General features: G+C 58.5%; 15 protein-coding genes. 5 read left to right on the top strand and 10 right to left on the bottom strand.

Going from position 1 to position 17,454, the window contains the following annotated elements:
• The 6 genes from KGA88_RS10245 to KGA88_RS10270 all read right to left on the bottom strand — a co-directional run.
• On the bottom strand, positions 1-640 hold a 640-nt coding region (locus KGA88_RS10245), incomplete at its 3' end, for an aldehyde dehydrogenase family protein (RefSeq protein ID WP_223590545.1).
• A gap of 75 nt (positions 641-715) precedes the next feature.
• Complete coding sequence (gene phnX / locus KGA88_RS10250; protein WP_110658835.1) at positions 716-1,543, bottom strand: phosphonoacetaldehyde hydrolase; 828 nt, start codon at positions 1,541-1,543, stop codon at positions 716-718.
• A gap of 87 nt (positions 1,544-1,630) precedes the next feature.
• Positions 1,631-2,503 carry a LysR substrate-binding domain-containing protein gene (locus tag KGA88_RS10255; protein ID WP_223590549.1) on the bottom strand — a complete coding sequence of 291 codons (873 nt, stop codon included), beginning with the start codon at positions 2,501-2,503 and terminating at the stop codon, positions 1,631-1,633.
• Positions 2,504-2,558: 55 nt separating this feature from the next.
• Complete coding sequence (locus KGA88_RS10260; RefSeq protein WP_110658839.1) at positions 2,559-3,854, bottom strand: MFS transporter; 1,296 nt, start codon at positions 3,852-3,854, stop codon at positions 2,559-2,561.
• A 114-nt stretch (positions 3,855-3,968) separates the two neighbouring features.
• Positions 3,969-5,060 (bottom strand): iron-containing alcohol dehydrogenase PsrA, encoded by a 1,092-nt coding sequence (psrA, locus tag KGA88_RS10265; RefSeq protein WP_110658841.1) that lies wholly within the window; start codon positions 5,058-5,060, stop codon positions 3,969-3,971.
• Between the two features lie 487 nt (positions 5,061-5,547).
• Entirely contained in the window at positions 5,548-6,741 is a 1,194-nt protein-coding gene (locus KGA88_RS10270) for an XdhC family protein (RefSeq protein WP_223590551.1), read from the bottom strand.
• A gap of 316 nt (positions 6,742-7,057) precedes the next feature.
• Here KGA88_RS10270 and KGA88_RS10275 point away from each other — a divergent pair, with 316 nt between their 5' ends.
• Entirely contained in the window at positions 7,058-7,708 is a 651-nt protein-coding gene (locus tag KGA88_RS10275; protein WP_110658847.1) for a TetR/AcrR family transcriptional regulator, read from the top strand.
• Positions 7,709-7,716: 8 nt separating this feature from the next.
• Here KGA88_RS10275 and KGA88_RS10280 read toward each other — a convergent pair whose 3' ends face one another.
• From KGA88_RS10280 to KGA88_RS10295, 4 genes are all read right to left on the bottom strand, one after another.
• On the bottom strand, positions 7,717-11,286 hold the full coding sequence (locus KGA88_RS10280; protein ID WP_223590554.1) for a molybdopterin cofactor-binding domain-containing protein: 3,570 nt from the start codon (positions 11,284-11,286) through the stop codon (positions 7,717-7,719).
• A gap of 14 nt (positions 11,287-11,300) precedes the next feature.
• Entirely contained in the window at positions 11,301-11,789 is a 489-nt protein-coding gene (locus KGA88_RS10285) for a (2Fe-2S)-binding protein (protein WP_223590558.1), read from the bottom strand.
• A gap of 255 nt (positions 11,790-12,044) precedes the next feature.
• Positions 12,045-12,509: a MarR family winged helix-turn-helix transcriptional regulator gene (locus tag KGA88_RS10290; RefSeq protein ID WP_110658851.1), complete on the bottom strand. Its 465-nt coding sequence runs from the start codon at positions 12,507-12,509 to the stop codon at positions 12,045-12,047.
• A 106-nt stretch (positions 12,510-12,615) separates the two neighbouring features.
• Positions 12,616-13,668 carry a 2,5-dihydroxypyridine 5,6-dioxygenase gene (locus KGA88_RS10295; protein ID WP_110658853.1) on the bottom strand — a complete coding sequence of 351 codons (1,053 nt, stop codon included), beginning with the start codon at positions 13,666-13,668 and terminating at the stop codon, positions 12,616-12,618.
• 346 nt (positions 13,669-14,014) lie between these two features.
• Between KGA88_RS10295 and KGA88_RS10300 the strand changes: the two genes are divergently transcribed.
• The 4 genes from KGA88_RS10300 to KGA88_RS10315 are packed head-to-tail and all read left to right on the top strand — an operon-like array spanning position 14,015 to position 17,406.
• Positions 14,015-15,163, top strand: coding sequence for an FAD-dependent monooxygenase (locus tag KGA88_RS10300; protein ID WP_223590562.1), 1,149 nt, complete (start codon positions 14,015-14,017; stop codon positions 15,161-15,163).
• Complete coding sequence (locus KGA88_RS10305; RefSeq protein ID WP_223590565.1) at positions 15,160-15,978, top strand: alpha/beta fold hydrolase; 819 nt, start codon at positions 15,160-15,162, stop codon at positions 15,976-15,978. The genes KGA88_RS10300 and KGA88_RS10305 overlap by 4 nt, the downstream gene beginning before the upstream one ends.
• A gap of 30 nt (positions 15,979-16,008) precedes the next feature.
• Positions 16,009-16,764, top strand: coding sequence for an Asp/Glu racemase (locus KGA88_RS10310; RefSeq protein ID WP_411740842.1), 756 nt, complete (start codon positions 16,009-16,011; stop codon positions 16,762-16,764).
• A gap of 9 nt (positions 16,765-16,773) precedes the next feature.
• Positions 16,774-17,406, top strand: a complete 633-nt coding sequence (locus KGA88_RS10315; RefSeq protein WP_110658860.1) for an N-carbamoylsarcosine amidohydrolase — start codon at positions 16,774-16,776, stop codon at positions 17,404-17,406.
• The last annotated feature ends 48 nt before the right edge of the window (positions 17,407-17,454 follow it).

Raw genomic sequence — 17,454 nt, forward strand, 5'->3', positions numbered from 1 at the left:
TCAGCACGCCGGGTGGCAGCAGGTCGCCGATCAGTTCGACCAGCACGGTGATGCCCAGCGGGGTTTGCTCGGCAGGCTTGAGCACCACGCAGTTACCGGCGGCCAGGGCCGGGGCGAGTTTCCAGGCGGCCATCAGGATCGGGAAGTTCCACGGGATGATCTGCCCGACTACGCCCAGTGGTTCGTGGAAGTGATAGGCGGCGGTGTGTTCGTTGATTTCCGCTGAGCTGCCTTCCTGGGCACGGATGCAACCGGCGTAGTAGCGGAAATGGTCCACGGCCAGCGGGATGTCGGCATTCAGCGTTTCACGCACGGCTTTGCCGTTGTCCCAGGTTTCGGTGACGGCCAGCAGTTCGAGGTTCTGTTCGATGCGGTCGGCAATTTTCAGCAGCGCCAAGGCGCGGTCCTGCACCGAGGTCTTGCCCCAGGCATCAGCGGCTGCATGGGCAGCGTCCAGCGCCTTTTCGATGTCTTCGGCGCTAGAGCGGGGGAATTCGGCAATCGGTTGGCCATTCACAGGCGAGGTGGTGGTGAAGTACTGACCATTGACCGGCGCAACGAACTCACCGCCGATGTAGTTGCCATAACGGGACTTGAAGGAAACGATGGCACCGGGAGTGCCTGGGTGGGCGTAGTTCATGGTCGGATTCTCTTGTTGTTTTGGGTTGTGACCGTCCGGGGGACGGCCACTGTCAGTGACACAAACCGTGCAGAATCAGGAACCCTGTGGGGTTTCTCCGCGTGCCAGGCGCGCATTGATGTCTTCAATGACAGTCGGCAAATCGACGATGGTGTCGATCAGGTAGTGCGGGCGAGAGCCTTCGAACATCTTGATGATGCGTGTGCGTTCTTCGGCCAACTCCTCCAGGGACAAGTCTTTGAATTCCTCATAGGTCAGACCCAGTGCGTTGCCGGAACAGGTCAGTGCGACCGTCCACATGCCCGCGCTGCGGCCTTCGAGGATGCCCGGCCAGGTGTCATCGACTTTCACACAGGCAGCCACGTCGCTGATCCCCAGGGCAATCACGTTCGCCAAGGCCTGGGCTGGGTACGGACGGCCGTTAGGCACTTCGTCAGTGGCCACGACGTGATCGGTGACGTAGCCGTTCTTACGGGCCAGCTCTACGACTTTTTCCATGACCACGGCCGGATAACCCGAGCAGGAGCCGATTTTCAGACCCTTGTCGCGTAAGCCGTTGATAGTATCGAGAGCACCGGGAATCAACGCAGAGTGCAGGGCGATCTTTTCGATCTGCAACGGCATGAAGCGCTCGTAAAGAGCGGTGACATCCTCGTCGGTGGGCAGGCGGCCGAAGGCGGCCTGGTAACGTGCGGCAATCTGTGGCTCGTTGCACAGCGTGCGAATGTGATCCCACTTGCCCATGCCCATCGGCCCGCGGGCTTCTTCCAGGGAGACCGCAACGCCAAACTCGGCGAAGGCTTCGACGAAGATTTGGGTCGGTGCGAAAGAGCCGAAGTCAACGACGGTGCCTGCCCAGTCCAAAACCACGGCTTGCAGTTGGGAAGGTTGTTTGTAGTGCATGGTGAGTCTCCATTTTTTGGGTATGTGAAGGCCGTCCCTCTCATCATCAAGAAGTAGGCCTATTGATTGTTCAAACGCGTTACGGGATCAGGTTATCGGCGTAGGGCTCGAGTCGAACAACTCTGCGAGCATCGGCCGATTTTTGCGAATACCGAGGCAGCACAGGTGGTAATCAATAAAAAATGGGTGATCAACAAAAGTGATCGGTTTTGTGCCTGGGGTTTCGGCGTACTCGACGGCAGAAACAAAGCCGATTCCGATGCCCTTGGCGATGGCGTGGACGATCGCCTCACGGCTATTCAATTGCATGACGCAGTTCAGCTCAACGCCCAGGCTCTTGCAGCTTTCCTCCACCAGTTGACGAGTCCGCGAGCTTTTTTCACGAAGAACCAACCTCTCTGCGCTGATCTGCTCGACGTGCACCTCTTTCTGACTGGCCCAAGGATGATCATCGCGGACAACAGCAATAATCGGATAGCGCCGGTAAAGCTGAGTGTGAAAACGCTGATCGAATTCTGAGAGAGCAAGAATCGCCACATCGATATCAAAGTTGAAGAGGCGATCCAGCGTCTCTTTCTCAGGAGAGAACGAAGTTTCCAGTTCTATGTCCGGATGCCTCTGCATCAATTCGTAAGTCAGGTTCATCGCAATGGGCGGAGATACAGCCCCCAGTCGCAGCATTCCGGTTTTGTGCTGTTTGAAACTTTGAAGAAGTTGCACAGCTTCATCCTCTTGGCCGAATAGACCTTGGGTGATCGCATAGAGCTGGTGTCCGGCCCAGCTCATTTCGATAAAGCGGCCACGACGGTGGAATAGTTCCACGGAGTACTTTTTTTCCAGCGCAGTAACCTGCTCGCTGACCGTTGACTGACCAACGCTCAGGAACTCGGCAGCGAGCGTGAAGCTGCCGGTCTTCGCTACCGCGTGAAAGGAACGTAGCCATTTGTGATACTGGTACATAAAAGTTCCTATTCCTGAGCGACCGTCTCTGATTCAAGCATCTATAGCCTAGCAATCAACGTCGTATGAACAGTGCCACCGAGGCACTGCACAGGCAGGCGGCAGTGACCACGATGAAGATCAGAGAGGTGTTCCCGGTAGCATCGAGCATGCCCCCGATCAGGGGCTCGGCCAGACCTGCAAACAGATAGGACGCGAAGTTCATCACGCCGGTGGCCGTACCTGCTCGTTTGGCACCGACCAGGTCCGGGCACAAGGCCCAAAAGCTCGACGCCGGACCGTAGACGAAGAAACCGCAGAGGAACAACGCCACCAGACCGAGGGCGCTATGCGGCGGCAGGCTCCACATCCACAGGCTGGTTGCCGCGCCGAGGAACATGTAAAGCATGATTGCCAGGTAGCGTTTGGAACCGAACAGTTTGTCCGACACCCAGCCATTGCTGAGGGCACCGATGGCCATGCCAACCGGCAGCGCTACGGTAATCCACTTTGGATCGACCAGGCTGTCGCCGCTTTTCCAGTTGGCGCCCAGAAAGTGCACCGGTACCCAGACGATCAGGCCATAGCGGGCCGCGTTCTGGAATCCCAGCGACACGGCGGCGATGATCAAGCGGGCATTCTTCAGCACCGCTTTATAGCGTTGCGCCGAGGTTTCGACTTCACCGTGAGCCACTTCGTGGTTCTTGTCATCGGCGTTGGCCACCCCGGTGTCGGCGAGCGGTTCAAAACCCATGTCCTGCGGACGCTCACGCGCCACCAGGTAGAAGATGATGCCCCCCGCCAGCATCAGCAGCACCGGCAAACGGAAGATCCAGCGCCACTCCAGTTGCAGCACCTCGAGCACGACGATCGAGGTGACATAAGAAAGGACCGAGGCACAACCTGCAGCGAACACATAAAACCCATACACCTTGCCGCGCTCGCCCGCACTCCACCAATTGGAAATGAGTCGACTACCCGGCGCCCAACCCAAGGCTTGGAAATAACCGTTGATCCCCCAGGGCAGGATCAGAGCGGTAAAACCATGGGCGAAGCTGGTCATCCAGTTAGCCGCACAGGACAACACCGCGCCGGCAGTCATGATGCGCCGGCCACCGAACTTATCGGCGAGATTGCCATTGATGGCTTGGCCAATGGCGTAGGCCCAGAGCATGGCCGCCGAGGCCCAGCCCAGATGTTCCTTGGTAAAGCCGAACTCGGCCTGAATACCCGGGATGGCAAAACCAAAGGTTTGCCGACCGGTGTAGAAAAACAGATAGCAGAACATGGCCGCCAGTAGCATGCGCCACTGTGCGACTCGGAACGATGAAGTGGATATTGCGAGACCTGGCATGGTTTGGGCACGATTCATGATCTTTTCCTTATTATTGTTCGTTCCCTCCGAGCGAGTCGGAGGGTGCACTCTTGGTGCATCAGGAAATTGCCGCGGCCGTCACGTCGCGACAGTGCTTCGAGGGAGAAACCGCTAGGCCGCTTTCGCGCCGATGAAGTTCTTGCCTCGCGCGCCTTGCATGGCGAAATTAATCATCTCCTCGGCTTCCTTTGCCGTGATGCCGTAGTCGGCAAACTCGGTTTTCACATCAAGGCTGTGCAGGAAATCGCGTAGTTGTGCCTGCGCTTCGGCGAGGTCATTGCCGAATACCCGTTGCAGGATCCGGTCGCGCGCTTCGTCATGTCCCCAAGCCAGGCCCAAGACCAACGGCAAGGTGAAGGAGCAGGCGATACCATGAGGTAGCCCGTGACGCAGAGTCATCTCGTAAGAAATGGAGTGGGCCAACGCAGTTTTGGTGTTGGAAAAGGCCATCCCGGCTTTAAGTGCGGCCAGTGCCATTCGTGAACGCAGCTCCTTGCTGGTCAGGTCACGGCGTAACAACGGCAGGCACTCGAGGATGTCTTCAATGGCGGAGATGGCAAAGGTGTCCGAAATCGGGTTGGCATTGATGTTCCAGATCGACTCCAGCGCATGCGACAGGGCGTCCAGGCCGGTAGAAACGGTGACACCGGCAGGTACTGTCAGCATCAACTTCGGGTCGATAATGGCGACCTTGGGCCAGGTACAGTCCAGGTGCAGGGAATATTTCTTTTGATTCTCTGTATCCCAGATAGTAGCCCACGGAGTGACTTCGCTCCCTGTCCCCGCCGTGGTGGGCGCAGCAATCAGTTGTTTGCAACGCGCAGGAACAAAGGGTTTGCCCGCAGCCAACAAAGTGAGCAACTCATCAAAGCTGCCTGATTCGGTGCCGACGATGAGCGCTTTGGCGGTGTCGATCGCGCTACCGCCACCCACGGCGAGGACTGCGTGGCAATCACCCGCTTCCCGCCAGAACCGCTCATAGGTGCTACGCAATTGAGCAACATCAGGATTGGGTTGAACATCTTCAACGATGTACACCAGCCGGTCGCCCAACAGATCCTGAATACGATCCACTAATCCCAGTCCTCGTGCTTCGGGAAAGATCACAAGGGCCACGGTCTGATTTTCGGTGATTGAGGCAAGTTCCCGGAGGCTATCCCAGCCGAAACGTGTATCAACAGGATTATGGAATCGGGCAATCATGGCGGGGCCTTCGATTTTTATTGTTGGAAGTGGCCCCATACTCAAGCCCCATCGATAGCAGCACAAATCGATAATTCGAAGGCTTAAATCGGCTGAGCCGATAACAACCCAATGGAGTTGCCAACTCACACTCGGTGCAATTGGAGACAGATGTTGTAGGACTGAAGCTAGGACACTTACTAGGGGTGTTCCTCCCTGCCCTCCATCGCCAAACTTCCTGCGGGGACATTGGCACACAGAAATCTTGCGTCCATCTCCTCCGAAAGAGGTGAAGAATCCACCGAGAGCCAGTGGTTTTTGTGGGGGGGAAAGTAGGGGGAGTCCATTTCATGGCCAAAATCAACATCAAAGAACTCGAGTCGCTGACCGCTGAAGATGCCGGCCGAATCCTCAGGGAGCAAATAAAAACGGCGGTACAGAGGACACAGCAGGTGATCTGCCAGTTTAGAAAGCCTGAACCACAAAGCTGCACAAGTCCCTGCAGCCGCTACGCTTCCATTTTCGCCTGCAGGCCGCCCACCGCTGGAGAGCGGGTTGGCTCACAAGCTTGGTGAATGGTGGTCTTGCGGTATTTCAGCATGCCGCCACTGCGTTCATTGAGGTAGGCCGTGATCTCGCCAACAATGGCCAAGGCCACGCTCGCCGGGGTATCGCCCCCCAAATCCAACCCAATCGGATAATGAAGCCCGGGCACAACTTCTGGCGAACGGTCCGATGCGCCCATCTCATCAAGCAGTCGTTCTGTTCGCTCTCGAGGACCCAACTGCCCGACATAGGCGGGAGAGCATTGCAAAACGTTTTCCAGCCAATACCGATCCTGTCGATAGCTGTGGGTCATGATCACCACTGCGGCACCGTCGACAGCACTGGATAAGTTAAAAGGCTCGTCGATAGGCGCAACAATGACCTGGCTTGCTCCAGGGAACCGTTCCGGGCGAGCAAAATGCGCACGCCCGTCCACCACCGTGACATGCCAGTTCAAATCCCTGGCGAACCGCACCAAAGGCTGGGCGTCATGACCCGCGCCAAAGATCATCAGTCGACGCTGTGGCGCGATGTATTCAAGAAAGACCTCGACTTCATTGGCTCCGCTTCCGTAAATCATCAACTGAGACTTCTTGCGCGCAAGGGTACTGCGCAAATCACCCTGCAGGGTGTGTTGAAGCGCTTGGCAGCGGATGCCCTCACACGCGTTCATAAAGGCGTTCAGTCCCATTCGAGCACCGACCTGCACACGGTTTTTTCGACCCACCGAGATGACCGTTGCCAGTGCTGCCGGTTGACCGGTGGCCTTCACCTGTTGCAGCACATCGAGCAACAGACTCTGCTTGCCGGCATCATGGCGTTCCAGGAGTACATGCACGGTACCGTTGCAGCCCAGACCAAACGTCAGCGCCGCGTCTTCATCATCGGCGTCCTCATCTTCCTGGGCAGCAGTGCTGTAACGACGAACCACTGCCTCGCCGGACTCAGTTAACCACCAGGCCTTCTTGGCCAACTCCTGTTCCAGACAACCACCACTGATGGTTCCGACTGTCTGGCCAAAATGCGGAATCAGCATCCTCGCACCCGGACGCCGATAGGCCGAGCCCTCGACCTTGACGACCGTGGCGAGCACAGCATCGATCTTTGTGCTGTTGGCTTGATCCAATGCATCGAGCAAGGCGTACACATCAGACATGGTCACTCTCCCGGGTCAAATTCAGTTGATTGCTGCGCATCGTCTTCAAGTGATCGGCCCCTCGTTTGCGGGGAAAAACAGCGTTGCCAACAACCCGCCGAACGCAGTGAACGGGAGTACTATTCATTCCCTTGCATTCGTCGAAGAACAATGTGCCATCGAGCTAATGCATAACGGTGTACGAGAAAACCCGGGGCGCCCAAAGAAACCCTTTGGCCGGAGTGCCCAGTTCAGAGATCGGTGGCGCACTACCACGCAATGGCATGTCATTTCCTGGCCATAAATATCGCTACGCATAATCGTCAAGGGCAACAGCGTGAACAAAAAAACAGGTATCAGAGCCCAGCAGGCCGACCAGACCAAGGCTCGTATTCTCAAGGCCGCGGTCAAGGTCTTCACCCGTGATGGTTATGCGGGCGGGCGGATCGAACAGATCTCCAGTGAAGCCGAGTCCAATGACCGGATGATCTATTACTATTTCGGCAGCAAGGAAAACCTCTTTGTACGGGTGCTTGAGCACACTTATGAAGCATTCAACCAAGCCGAAAGCATGCTACGCCCGGACCTTTCGAACCCCGTGCAGGCCCTGCGTGATCGGGTAGCATTCGTCTGGCATTACTACGTAAAGCATCCGGAATTCGTCGCTATCCTCAATATCGAAAACCTGCACGAGGGCACGCACGCCAGGCAGTCCAGTGAGCTTCGTCGCTTATCCGGCACCACGCTGGGCGTGATCACACCGATCATCGAAGCGGGTCAGCGGCAGGGGGTGTTTCGCCAGGACATCGACATCAATCACGTCTACTTGATGATCGCTTCACTCTGCTACTTCTATAACTCCAACCGGCACACCCTCACCTCATTTCTGGGTCAAGACCTGGCGGATCAAGGCCAGCAGCAGGACTGGCTGGCGTTCATCAGCGATCTGGTGGTGCGCGGCGTGTTGACACTGCCTGCGTCTCAGTGACTCTCTGATCAATGAGTTCCGGGATTGGCCCGCAAGTGCGCGACCTTCTGCTCCAGCCCTTGCCACGCAGGTTCAGCTGAGGCGAAGCGATTGCGCAGGTATGCCGTCAGTTCGGCGATTTGCCTGTTGGACAGGCTGTCCTTGAAGCCTGGCATATAACCAAGGTCCGGCGTCGCCGGATTGGAGATGCCTTGCAAAATGACCTTCAGCAGGTTGTCTGGCAGCGTACTGTGAAGGTTGGTATTAGTCGCCAACGAGGGACTGACACCAAACAGTTTCGGCCCAAGACCATCGGCGTGACAGCCTTGGCAGGAACCTTCAAACACCCGCCGACCATTGCTCAACGACACTGCGGTGACACTGGGTTGCGCTACGGTTTGTGTGCTTGAGCGAGTCTGTGCTTGCGCCGTGCCATCGAGCGACGCCAGGTACACCGCCATCGCCCGTATGTCTGCTTTGGGCAGCTTCGCCAATTCGCTAACCACTGGCCCCATGGGGCCCGCCGCGACACCGTGGGCATCGGAATAACCACTGCTCAGGTAGGTGAACAATTGATCTTCAGTCCACGGCGTAGGCGATTTGGATAAGCCATTGAGCGCAGGCGCTTCCCAGCCATCGACCATGCCGCCCGCCAGGAAATTTTTACCGCCCTTCTCCGCGCCCATCAGGTTGCGCGGTGAATGACAGGCCGCGCAGTGACCCAGTCCATTGACCAGGTAGGCGCCGCGATTCCACTGCTCACTGCGTTGCGGCTGCACCTGGATTTCACCCTTGCGCAGGAACAACGCGTTCCAACCCGCCATCAGTGGCCGCATGTTGAATGGGAACTGCATGTCGTTGACCTTGGCTGGCTGGCTCACCGGGGCCTGTGACATCAGGTACGCGTACAGCGCCTGCATATCGGCGTCGTTGATATTTCGGAAGGCCGTGTAAGGAAATGCCGGATACAGATTCTTGCCATCGCGACTGATGCCATCGCGCATGGCCCGCTCGAACGCGGGATAGGACCAACTGCCAATTCCGGTTTTCGGGTCAGGTGTGATGTTGCTGCTGTACAGCGTTCCGAAAGGCGTCTGCATTGCCAACCCGCCAGCATTGGTCGCGCCGCCTGGCGCTGTGTGGCACACCGCGCAATCGCCGACTGCCGCCAGCAAACGCCCTCGCTCCAGCGTCGCCGCAGACCAGGTGCCCGCGCTGGGTGGCGTGATCGGTGCGATTTCCGCGCGCCAGGGCAAAGCCGTGGCAGCCACGCCAAGTATCGCGCCGAACGCTGCGAACAATGAGCCAAACAACCATTTCGAGCGCTTGGCCTTTGGCGAATCAGGAGGATTGGCATTCGCTTCGTCCGCCGATCCTTTGAGCGCGGCCAGCACACGCTCAGCGGTGATCGGTAGTTCACGAAAGCGAATCCCGGTGGCGTCGTAGATCGCATTGGCTATCGCTGCCGCGCTCGGCACTGCCGCCGACTCACCCGCCCCCATGGGTGCTTCGTTCTGGCGCGGCATCATCAGCACATCGATTTCCGGCACCTGGGGGAATGTCAGGATCGGGTAACCGCCCCATTCCTTGCTGGCAACGGCGGACTCTTCAAAGGTCACGCGCTCCTTGAGCACGCGACTGGTGGACTGAATCACATTGCCGTGAATCTGATGCTGAACACCGGTCGGATTGATCATCATCCCGGCGTCATGACCGATCACCACGCGGGTGACTGACACTTCGCCGCTGCGCTTGTCCACCGCCACGTCCGCGACCCACGCCGCCCACGCCGCGCCGAAGCCTGGAAATTTGCTGTGAATGTAACGGGCATAGGCAAAACCCCGGCCGCGCAGGATGTTGTCTTGCTCCGGGATTTGCATCGGCTGCGTACGCGGTGTCCATTCGGCGCGGGCAGCAGTGGCTTTGACCAGATCCGAGGCGCGCTCATCATTCAGATAACGCAAACGGTACTCGATGGGGTCGACACCCGCGGCAAAGGCCAATTCATCGATATACGACTCATGGGCGAAGGTATTGGGCAGCGCCGACACGCCCCGCATCCACGAAGCCCGAACAATGGGCGCCATGTCGTTTACGCTCACGCGCATGTGTTCAAAATCATACGGAGGGATCGAGGTGCGGTCGCCCATTTCGAACATCGCCGCCACCGGTTCGACGCGCCCCGTCAGCAGCAGTGCCAGGGTCGGTGCACCATTGGACGGGTAGCTGGTCTGAAAATCGTAACCGGCCACCCCGCCATCGACATTGATGCCTCCATCGACCTCCATCAGTTGCGCCGTGCCCTTGGGCTCCCATACGTGCTCTTGCTCGCGGGTCAGTTGCACCCGTACCGGCACGCCGACGGCCCGGGACAGCAACACCGCATCGGCGCACACGTCGTCGGCGCAATTACGCCCGTAACAACCTGCCGCTTCCATGCGGATGATCTCGATCCGCTCTTCCGGATACTCCAGCAGCCATGCCAGATCAGCGCGCAGTAAATGCGGGTTTTGCGTGCCGGACCAGACGCGAATGCCGTCCTCTTGATAGTCCGCCAGCCCGCAGGAAGGGCCGATGGAGGCGTGAAGCTGATACGGCCACAGGTAGGTGCGGGCCATGCGCTCGCTGGCCTGCTCCAGAGCTTGATCAACATTGCCCTTGTCCAGCACGACGCGCTGCACCCGGGGGTTGTCGCGAATGGCCTGCGCGATGTCATCCATGTTCGGCAATTTGTGGTTCCAGGCTTTCCAGGTGACTTTCAGTGCCTGGGCGGCTTTCGCGGCCTGCTCTTCACGCATGGCGACCACGCCGACAAAATCGCGAATCACCACCACCCGCACGATGCCGGGAATGTGCGCGATGGAGGACTCGTCTACTTCCAGCAGGCTGTTGCCGACGAAATCACCGCTGTCGAGCCCGGCATAAGGCGGGCGAATCACCCGGCCATGAAGCATGTCCGGCAGCCGCATGTCATGCACGTAAGTCAGCTCACCGGTGGCTTTACCGGGAATGTCCACCCGCGCTGCGCCCTTGCCCACCAGCCGATAATCTTCCAGACGCTTGAGCGGCGCATCGCCGGAAATCGTCAACTGGTCACGCTCGCCCTCCACCAGTTCGGCAAACGTGAGCTGGCGACCGTCTTCGCTGCTAACTACCCCGCTGTTTATCCGTAAGGTGTCAGCTGCAACGGCAAAACGTCGGGCCGCCCGTGCCAGCAAAAATCGCCGGGCTTCAGCCGCCGCGTTACGCAAGGGGATGGCCGAAATCTGGATGGTCGCACTGGCGATGGTTGCGCCCTGGTTCGGTGCGCTGTCGGTATCGCCAAGGACCATACAGACTTGATCCAGCGCCAGGTCCAGCTCTTCAGCGACGATTTGTGCCAGCGAAGTACGGATACCGGTGCCCAGATCCACGTGGCCGTTGAACCCATAGACCTTGCCGTCGTCGTTGACCGCAATGAACAACGCCAGCTCCTGGGGCTTGATCACGGGTACGCCACCTTTGGCCACAGGACCGGACGGTGGCTGGATCTGATCGACGATCAACAAGACGCCGGACTTGGTCAACAGCTGAGCACGGGTGAGCGTTGCATGGGTCATGGTCATCAATCCGTTCAAGACTTTTGACGGGCGGCACGCAGTACCGCACGAAGAATTTCGATATGGGTGCCGCAGCGGCAGAGATTGGCCGACAACTCATTGCGAATCTGCGCCTCGCTGGGGTGCGGGTTGCGATCGAGCAAGGCCTTGGCCGTCATGATCATGCCGTTCATGCAGTAGCCGCACTGCGCCGCCTGCTCCTCAATGAAAGCCTGCTGCACCGGGTGCGGATGCTCTCGGCTGCCAATGCCTTCGAGGGTGGTGATTTCCCGTCCCTCGGCACCGGACAACGGGAACACGCAAGCCCGCGCCGCAACACCATCGATGATCACCGTGCAGGCGCCGCACTCGCCCAGGCCACAACCGTATTTCGGGCCGTTGAGCTGTAAATCATTGCGCAGCACCAGCAACAGCGATGTGTCGGCCATGGCACAGACCGTAGTGGTCTGGCCATTGACGTGAAGCGTCACGGTCTTTTCCGGCGCCAGTGCTTGCTCACTCATGTCGCACTCTCCAGGTGTTACCGCTCGCTCTCTTGATGAGGTGCGGCTTTTTATTAAGTAATCACTACATGAAAAAGGCGTGACCGGTACCGCATGCGCAGGCTGCGCAGATCCTGCGCAGTGCCATGCGGGTTCTAGAGCTTGATGAGGGGGATGGTTATCCGATTCCTCACGTTACCCCTGACTACATTTTCTCATGAAGTATCCACTTCATTAATTAGACGCAAAAAGAATGCCAGGGGCGGTTCTTACTCGTCAATCGTTGGCGTCATCGATCATCTTGCGCAGCAGATACAGGATCGCGACGCGCTCGGCCGGGTTGAGGTTACCCATGGTCAGTTCGCTGACGCGGGCAGCATGAGGCACGGTGTCACGCACTAATTGATGGCCACTGTCGGACAGGCCAACGATGACTTTGCGCCGATCTTGAGGGTCTGGCTCCAGGGTGATCAGGTCGCGCGCCTTGAGCCGCTCGACGATGCCTCGAATGGTTGCCTGATCCACCGCAGTGGCCTTGACCAGCTCGGTCAATGAGCTCGGCCCGCCATCACGCACGGCGCACAGCGTAATGAACTGCACGGCGGTCAGCTGCGAATCGTCGACGTTCTGCTGGAAGATCGCCATATTGCGCTGGTAAGCCTTGCGCAGCAAATGACCGACCTGCTCGGAAAAGGCATAGGGAGCGGTTGTCTGTGGGGTGTTGTCTGTCGTATCCGGCACGGCGAGCTCTATCAAAAAAAAGTAAGTGGCGTTTACATTAACCTGCGAGGGGGATCAAGGTAACTCAATCGTGGTGGGTCACTGTCCCGTGCCCCCCTCTTTTATATCACCGCGCGATAGAGGCCTGCGGCGCTACCACATCACCACCCAGGACCACCGCCTGATCATCGAGGTAGATATCGCAATGGCGTAGCGGGATGTCCAGGTGACACGGGGTTTTTCGGGTACCGCCAACCTCGGTATTGGGCCCGGTGGAGAACAGGAAGTTACCGTAGAACGCCCGGGCATCCATGCACATGCCGTCGTTTTTGTCATGCAAGCCCATGGCGGTCCACTGCGCACGCGGTTGCAAACCCCAGCCAATATGGGAGATGCCGTACACCTCGGGGTCGTTGAAGTACTTCATGTAGTCGCGCAGGTATTCGGCCTCGAAACCACCATGGATCGAGGTAATGAAGCCCTTTTCGATTTCCAGGGTGATCTTCTCTCGCGAGTAATTCTTGAACGGCAACAGGATATCGCCGACGTCGATCACCAGTACGCCTTCGGCGGTTTCCTCGTTTGGCCAGGAGAATAGAAAACCGCTGGGCCAGTGATCCCAACGCCCAGGCTCATCGGCAAAACCGTACTCGGTGACCGCAGGGTATTGCCCGAGCAACGCCTTGAAATCACTGCCGGCCCTGGACTTCACGTGGATCGAGCGCGCCTGCTTCAGCAGCTTCTCGGCCGCCATCACCCGCTCTTTGTCCGCCAGCGTAGGCAGCATCCGCGCCAGCACTTCCGGTGGTTCAACCGCCAGCAGTATGCGCGTCCCGGTCTTGAGGATCTGCTCCTGCTCCGGCGAGTGCAGCAACATCATGGTGTCGACCACAAGGTCCGCCGCTTCCAGCGCCCGTTGCGCGGCGATATTGCCGGTCAGCGCGGTGTCGCCGCAGTAAGCGGTCATGTCATTGCCCATGGCCATAGGGTGATTGAAGGACGGCAACTCGACCGCATAGACCTTGGCCCCAAGACGCTGCGCGGCGTCCATGGCCGCCCGCACGGTACGCGCGTCGGAGTAGTGGCTTTTCAGTACCGCGACGCTTTGAGTCGAGTCCACTTTCGACAGTTTCAACACGTGTTCAAACATCTGGGTCAGTTCGCAATCGCTTACCGGCATGTCTTGTCTTCCTCTTAACCTGTTGAGTTCGTTCGACGCCTCGCACCCTGCGCACCAAAGCAAGGCGGCGAGCTTGGCACCCGTACGAATTTGAAGTGTATACGCTATTTATTAACGATAAAACATTAAATTGACAGACGCCTAAAGAGAAAGACTCAAACGTTACAAAGCAACACAACCCCGCTAAATAATGGTTACTTAGCGTTACGGTCACCATTTATCGCTGATTTTTTATTTTTCAAGTGGGATCTTCCAATTCAAAAACAATAGCGTATACACTCAAATCACGGCGAGACGACAACCCGATCTCACCAGCCACATATTCAAAACGAAGGAAAAGCCCCCCATGCGAAACAAACAAAAAATCGCAATCGTCGGCGCCGGTCTAGGTGGCGCTGCTGCTGCCACGCTGTTACAGAAAGCCGGGTTCGAGGTCGATGTTTATGAACAGGCGCCAGAGTTTTCCCGTATTGGTGCGGGCATCCACATGGGCCCCAACATCATGAAAATCTTCCGCCGCATGGGCATTGAGCAGAAGTTGAGCGACATGGGTTCGCACCCCGACTTCTGGTTCAGCCGCGACGGCGCCAGCGGTGACTATCTGTCCCGCATCCCCTTGGGTGAATTCGCTCGCAAGGAATACGGCGCGGCTTACATCACCGTGCACCGCGGGGACCTGCATGCACTGCAAATGTCGACCATTGCGCCGGGCACTGTGCACTTCAACAAGCGCCTGACTGGGATCGAGGAAACCGATGATCTGGTGCGCCTGCACTTCAGCGACGGCACCATCACCGAGGTCGACATCGTCATCGGCGCCGATGGCATCAACTCCAGAATTCGCGAAGAGTTGCTCGGAGCGGAAAGACCGCTGTACAGCGGCTGGGTTGCCCACCGCGCCTTGATTCGCGGCGAGGTACTGGCCAAGTACAACATGGACTTTGAAAACTGCGTGAAGTGGTGGAGCGAAGATCGTCACATGATGGTCTACCACACCACCAGCAAGCGCGATGAGTACTACTACGTCACCGGCGTACCGCACCCGGCCTGGGACTTCCAGGGCAGCTTTGTCGATAGCAGCCGCGACGAAATGTACGACGCATTCCAGGGCTATCACCCCACCGTTCAAGCGTTGATCGAATCCAGTGAAAGCGTGACCAAATGGCCGCTGCTCAATCGCAACCCGCTGCCGCTCTGGAGCCGTGGACGGATGGTGTTGCTGGGTGATGCCTGCCACCCGATGAAACCGCACATGGCGCAAGGCGCAGGCATGGCCATCGAAGATGCCGCCATGTTGACCCGCTGCCTGCAGGAAACCGGGCTCACCGATTACCGCACCGCGTTCAAGCTATACGAAGCCAACCGCAAGGACCGCGCCTCGCGAGTACAGGCGGTGTCCAATGCCAACACCTGGCTGCGCACACAGGAAGATCCGGCCTGGGTCTACGGTTATGACCTCTACGACCACCCACTGAAATCGGAAGCGGCCGCATGAGCACCTTCATTCAGGGCGGCAACGTCCAAGCCAATGGTATCCGCCAGCACTACCTGCGTTACGGCGGCCAGGGCAGCACCGGCAAACCGATAGTGTTGCTGATTCCCGGCATCACCAGCCCGGCGATCACCTGGGGGTTTGTCGCCGAGCGACTGGGCCAGCATTTCGATACCTACGTACTCGACGTTCGTGGCCGCGGCCTGTCCTCCACCGGACCGGAGCTGGACTACGGCACCGACGCCTGCGCCAATGACATCGGTGCATTCGCCAAAGCCATGGGTATCAATGCCTATCACCTGGTGGGCCACTCCATGGGCGCGCGCTTTGCCGTGCGCAGCGCAGTGCGCAATCCAGCGGGCCTGCAAAGCCTGGTACTGATCGATCCACCCGTCTCCGGTCCCGGCCGGCGCGAGTACCCAAGCAAGCTGTCGTGGTACGTGGACTCGATCCGCCAATCACTGAGCGGGATGGACGCCGACGCCATGCGCGTCTTCTGCCCGACCTGGACCGAGGAGCAACTGCAAGTCCGCGCCGAGTGGCTGCACACCTGCTACACACCTGCCATCGTCCGCGCCTTCAACGACTTTCATGACGTGGACTTTCATCAGGATCTGCCGCACCTGCCTGCCCCTGCCCTGCTGATCGTTGCCGGTCGCGGCGGCGTGATTCAGGCCGGGGACGAAGCAGAAATTCGCGATCTACAACCCGACATCCAGATTGCTCGCGTTGAAAACGCGGGACACATGATTCCGTGGGACGACCTCGAGGGTTTCTTCGCGGCTTTCGGCGATTTCCTCGGCCAGCCCCTGACCTGAATTCAACGCACGTTGCAAAGGAGACAGCTTGTGATCAAGCCTTATCGTATCGGCCAGATTGTGCCAAGTTCCAACACCACCATGGAAACCGAGATTCCGGCGATGCTGGCAGCACGCCAATTGATCCGCCCCGAACGTTTCACCTTTCATTCCAGCCGCATGCGCATGAAGCAGGTGCGCAAGGAAGAGCTGGCGGCAATGGATGGCGAATCCGATCGCTGCGCGGTCGAGCTGTCTGACGCCAAGGTCGACGTGCTGGGCTATGCCTGCCTGGTGGCGATCATGGCCATGGGCCTGGGTTATCATCGCCAGTCCGAACAGCGGCTGCGCAAGGCCACCGCGGACAACGACGCCAATGCGCCGGTCATCACCAGCGCCGGCGCCTTGATCGAAGGCTTGAAAGTAATGGGCGCCAAACGCATTGCCATTGTCGCGCCGTACATGAAGCCGCTGACCGAGCTGGTAGTGGATTACATTCGCGAAGAAGGTTTCGAGGTGGTGGACTGGCGCGCCCTGGAAATTCCCGACAACCTGGCCGTCGCCCGCCACGACCCGGCCAACCTGCCCGCCATTGTGCGCGACATGAACCTTGAAGGCGTGGATGTGATCGTCCTGTCGGCCTGCGTGCAGATGCAATCGCTGGGAGTGGCCTCGCAAGTCGAGGCCGAAACCGGCAAACCGGTACTCACCGCCGCCATCGCCACCACCTACGCCATGCTCAAGGCACTGGACCTGGAGCCCATCGTTCCGGGCGCGGGCGCGCTGCTGTCTGGCGCATATAAATAGGAGCGTGTCATGAGCCAAGAACAAAGTGCCGACGCCAATTATCAGGGCGTGTGGGGCCAGCGCATCGGCTTTGGCAATAAGCCTGCGCTGTTGATGATCGATTTCATGCAGGGCTATACCCAAGAAGGCGCACCGCTGTACGCGCCAGGCGTGGTCAGCGCTGTAGCCGAGAGCGTCGAACTATTGGCCTGCGCCCGCCAACATGAAGTCCTGGTAGTGCATACAAACATTCGCTACCACCCAGGGCATTTTGCCGACGGCGGTATATGGGTCAAAAAAGCCCCCGTGATGAAAGACATGATCGAGGGCAACCCACTGGCAGCCTTCTGCGAGCCGGTGCTGCCCAACCCGGACGAAGTGGTCATCAGCAAGCAATACGCCAGCTCGTTTTTTGGCACCAGCCTGGCGTCGATGCTGCGCGCCAAAGGTATCGACACCGTGGTACTGGCGGGCTGCTCAACCAGTGGCTGTATTCGCGCGACGGCGGTAGATGCCGTGCAGCACGGATTCCGGACCATCGTTGTTCGCGAATGCGTCGGCGATCGGCACCCCGCACCACACGAAGCCAACCTGTTCGACATTGATAGCAAGTATGGCGATGTGGTGAGTAAACAGGAGGCCATGACGCAGTTCAGAAAATGAGAGGGCCATTGGTTTTCCCGGGCTGACACAGTGCACTCCCGGGCAAGC

Origin of the sequence: Pseudomonas sp. A-R-19, from assembly GCF_019956575.1 — a bacterium.
In the GTDB taxonomy this organism is placed as follows: Bacteria; Pseudomonadota; Gammaproteobacteria; order Pseudomonadales; family Pseudomonadaceae; genus Aquipseudomonas.

Bases quoted from the DNA above. Each gene is read 5' to 3' on its own strand.
- phnX (WP_110658835.1), bottom strand. From the start codon at position 1,543: ATGCACTACAAACAACCTTCCCAACTGCAAGCCGTGGTTTTGGACTGG.
- KGA88_RS10255 (WP_223590549.1), bottom strand. From the start codon at position 2,503: ATGTACCAGTATCACAAATGGCTACGTTCCTTTCACGCGGTAGCGAAG.
- KGA88_RS10260 (WP_110658839.1), bottom strand. From the start codon at position 3,854: ATGAATCGTGCCCAAACCATGCCAGGTCTCGCAATATCCACTTCATCG.
- psrA (WP_110658841.1), bottom strand. From the start codon at position 5,060: ATGATTGCCCGATTCCATAATCCTGTTGATACACGTTTCGGCTGGGAT.
- KGA88_RS10270 (WP_223590551.1), bottom strand. From the start codon at position 6,741: ATGTCTGATGTGTACGCCTTGCTCGATGCATTGGATCAAGCCAACAGC.
- KGA88_RS10280 (WP_223590554.1), bottom strand. From the start codon at position 11,286: ATGACCCATGCAACGCTCACCCGTGCTCAGCTGTTGACCAAGTCCGGC.
- KGA88_RS10285 (WP_223590558.1), bottom strand. From the start codon at position 11,789: ATGAGTGAGCAAGCACTGGCGCCGGAAAAGACCGTGACGCTTCACGTC.
- KGA88_RS10295 (WP_110658853.1), bottom strand. From the start codon at position 13,668: ATGCCGGTAAGCGATTGCGAACTGACCCAGATGTTTGAACACGTGTTG.
- KGA88_RS10300 (WP_223590562.1), top strand. From the start codon at position 14,015: ATGCGAAACAAACAAAAAATCGCAATCGTCGGCGCCGGTCTAGGTGGC.
- KGA88_RS10305 (WP_223590565.1), top strand. From the start codon at position 15,160: ATGAGCACCTTCATTCAGGGCGGCAACGTCCAAGCCAATGGTATCCGC.
- KGA88_RS10315 (WP_110658860.1), top strand. From the start codon at position 16,774: ATGAGCCAAGAACAAAGTGCCGACGCCAATTATCAGGGCGTGTGGGGC.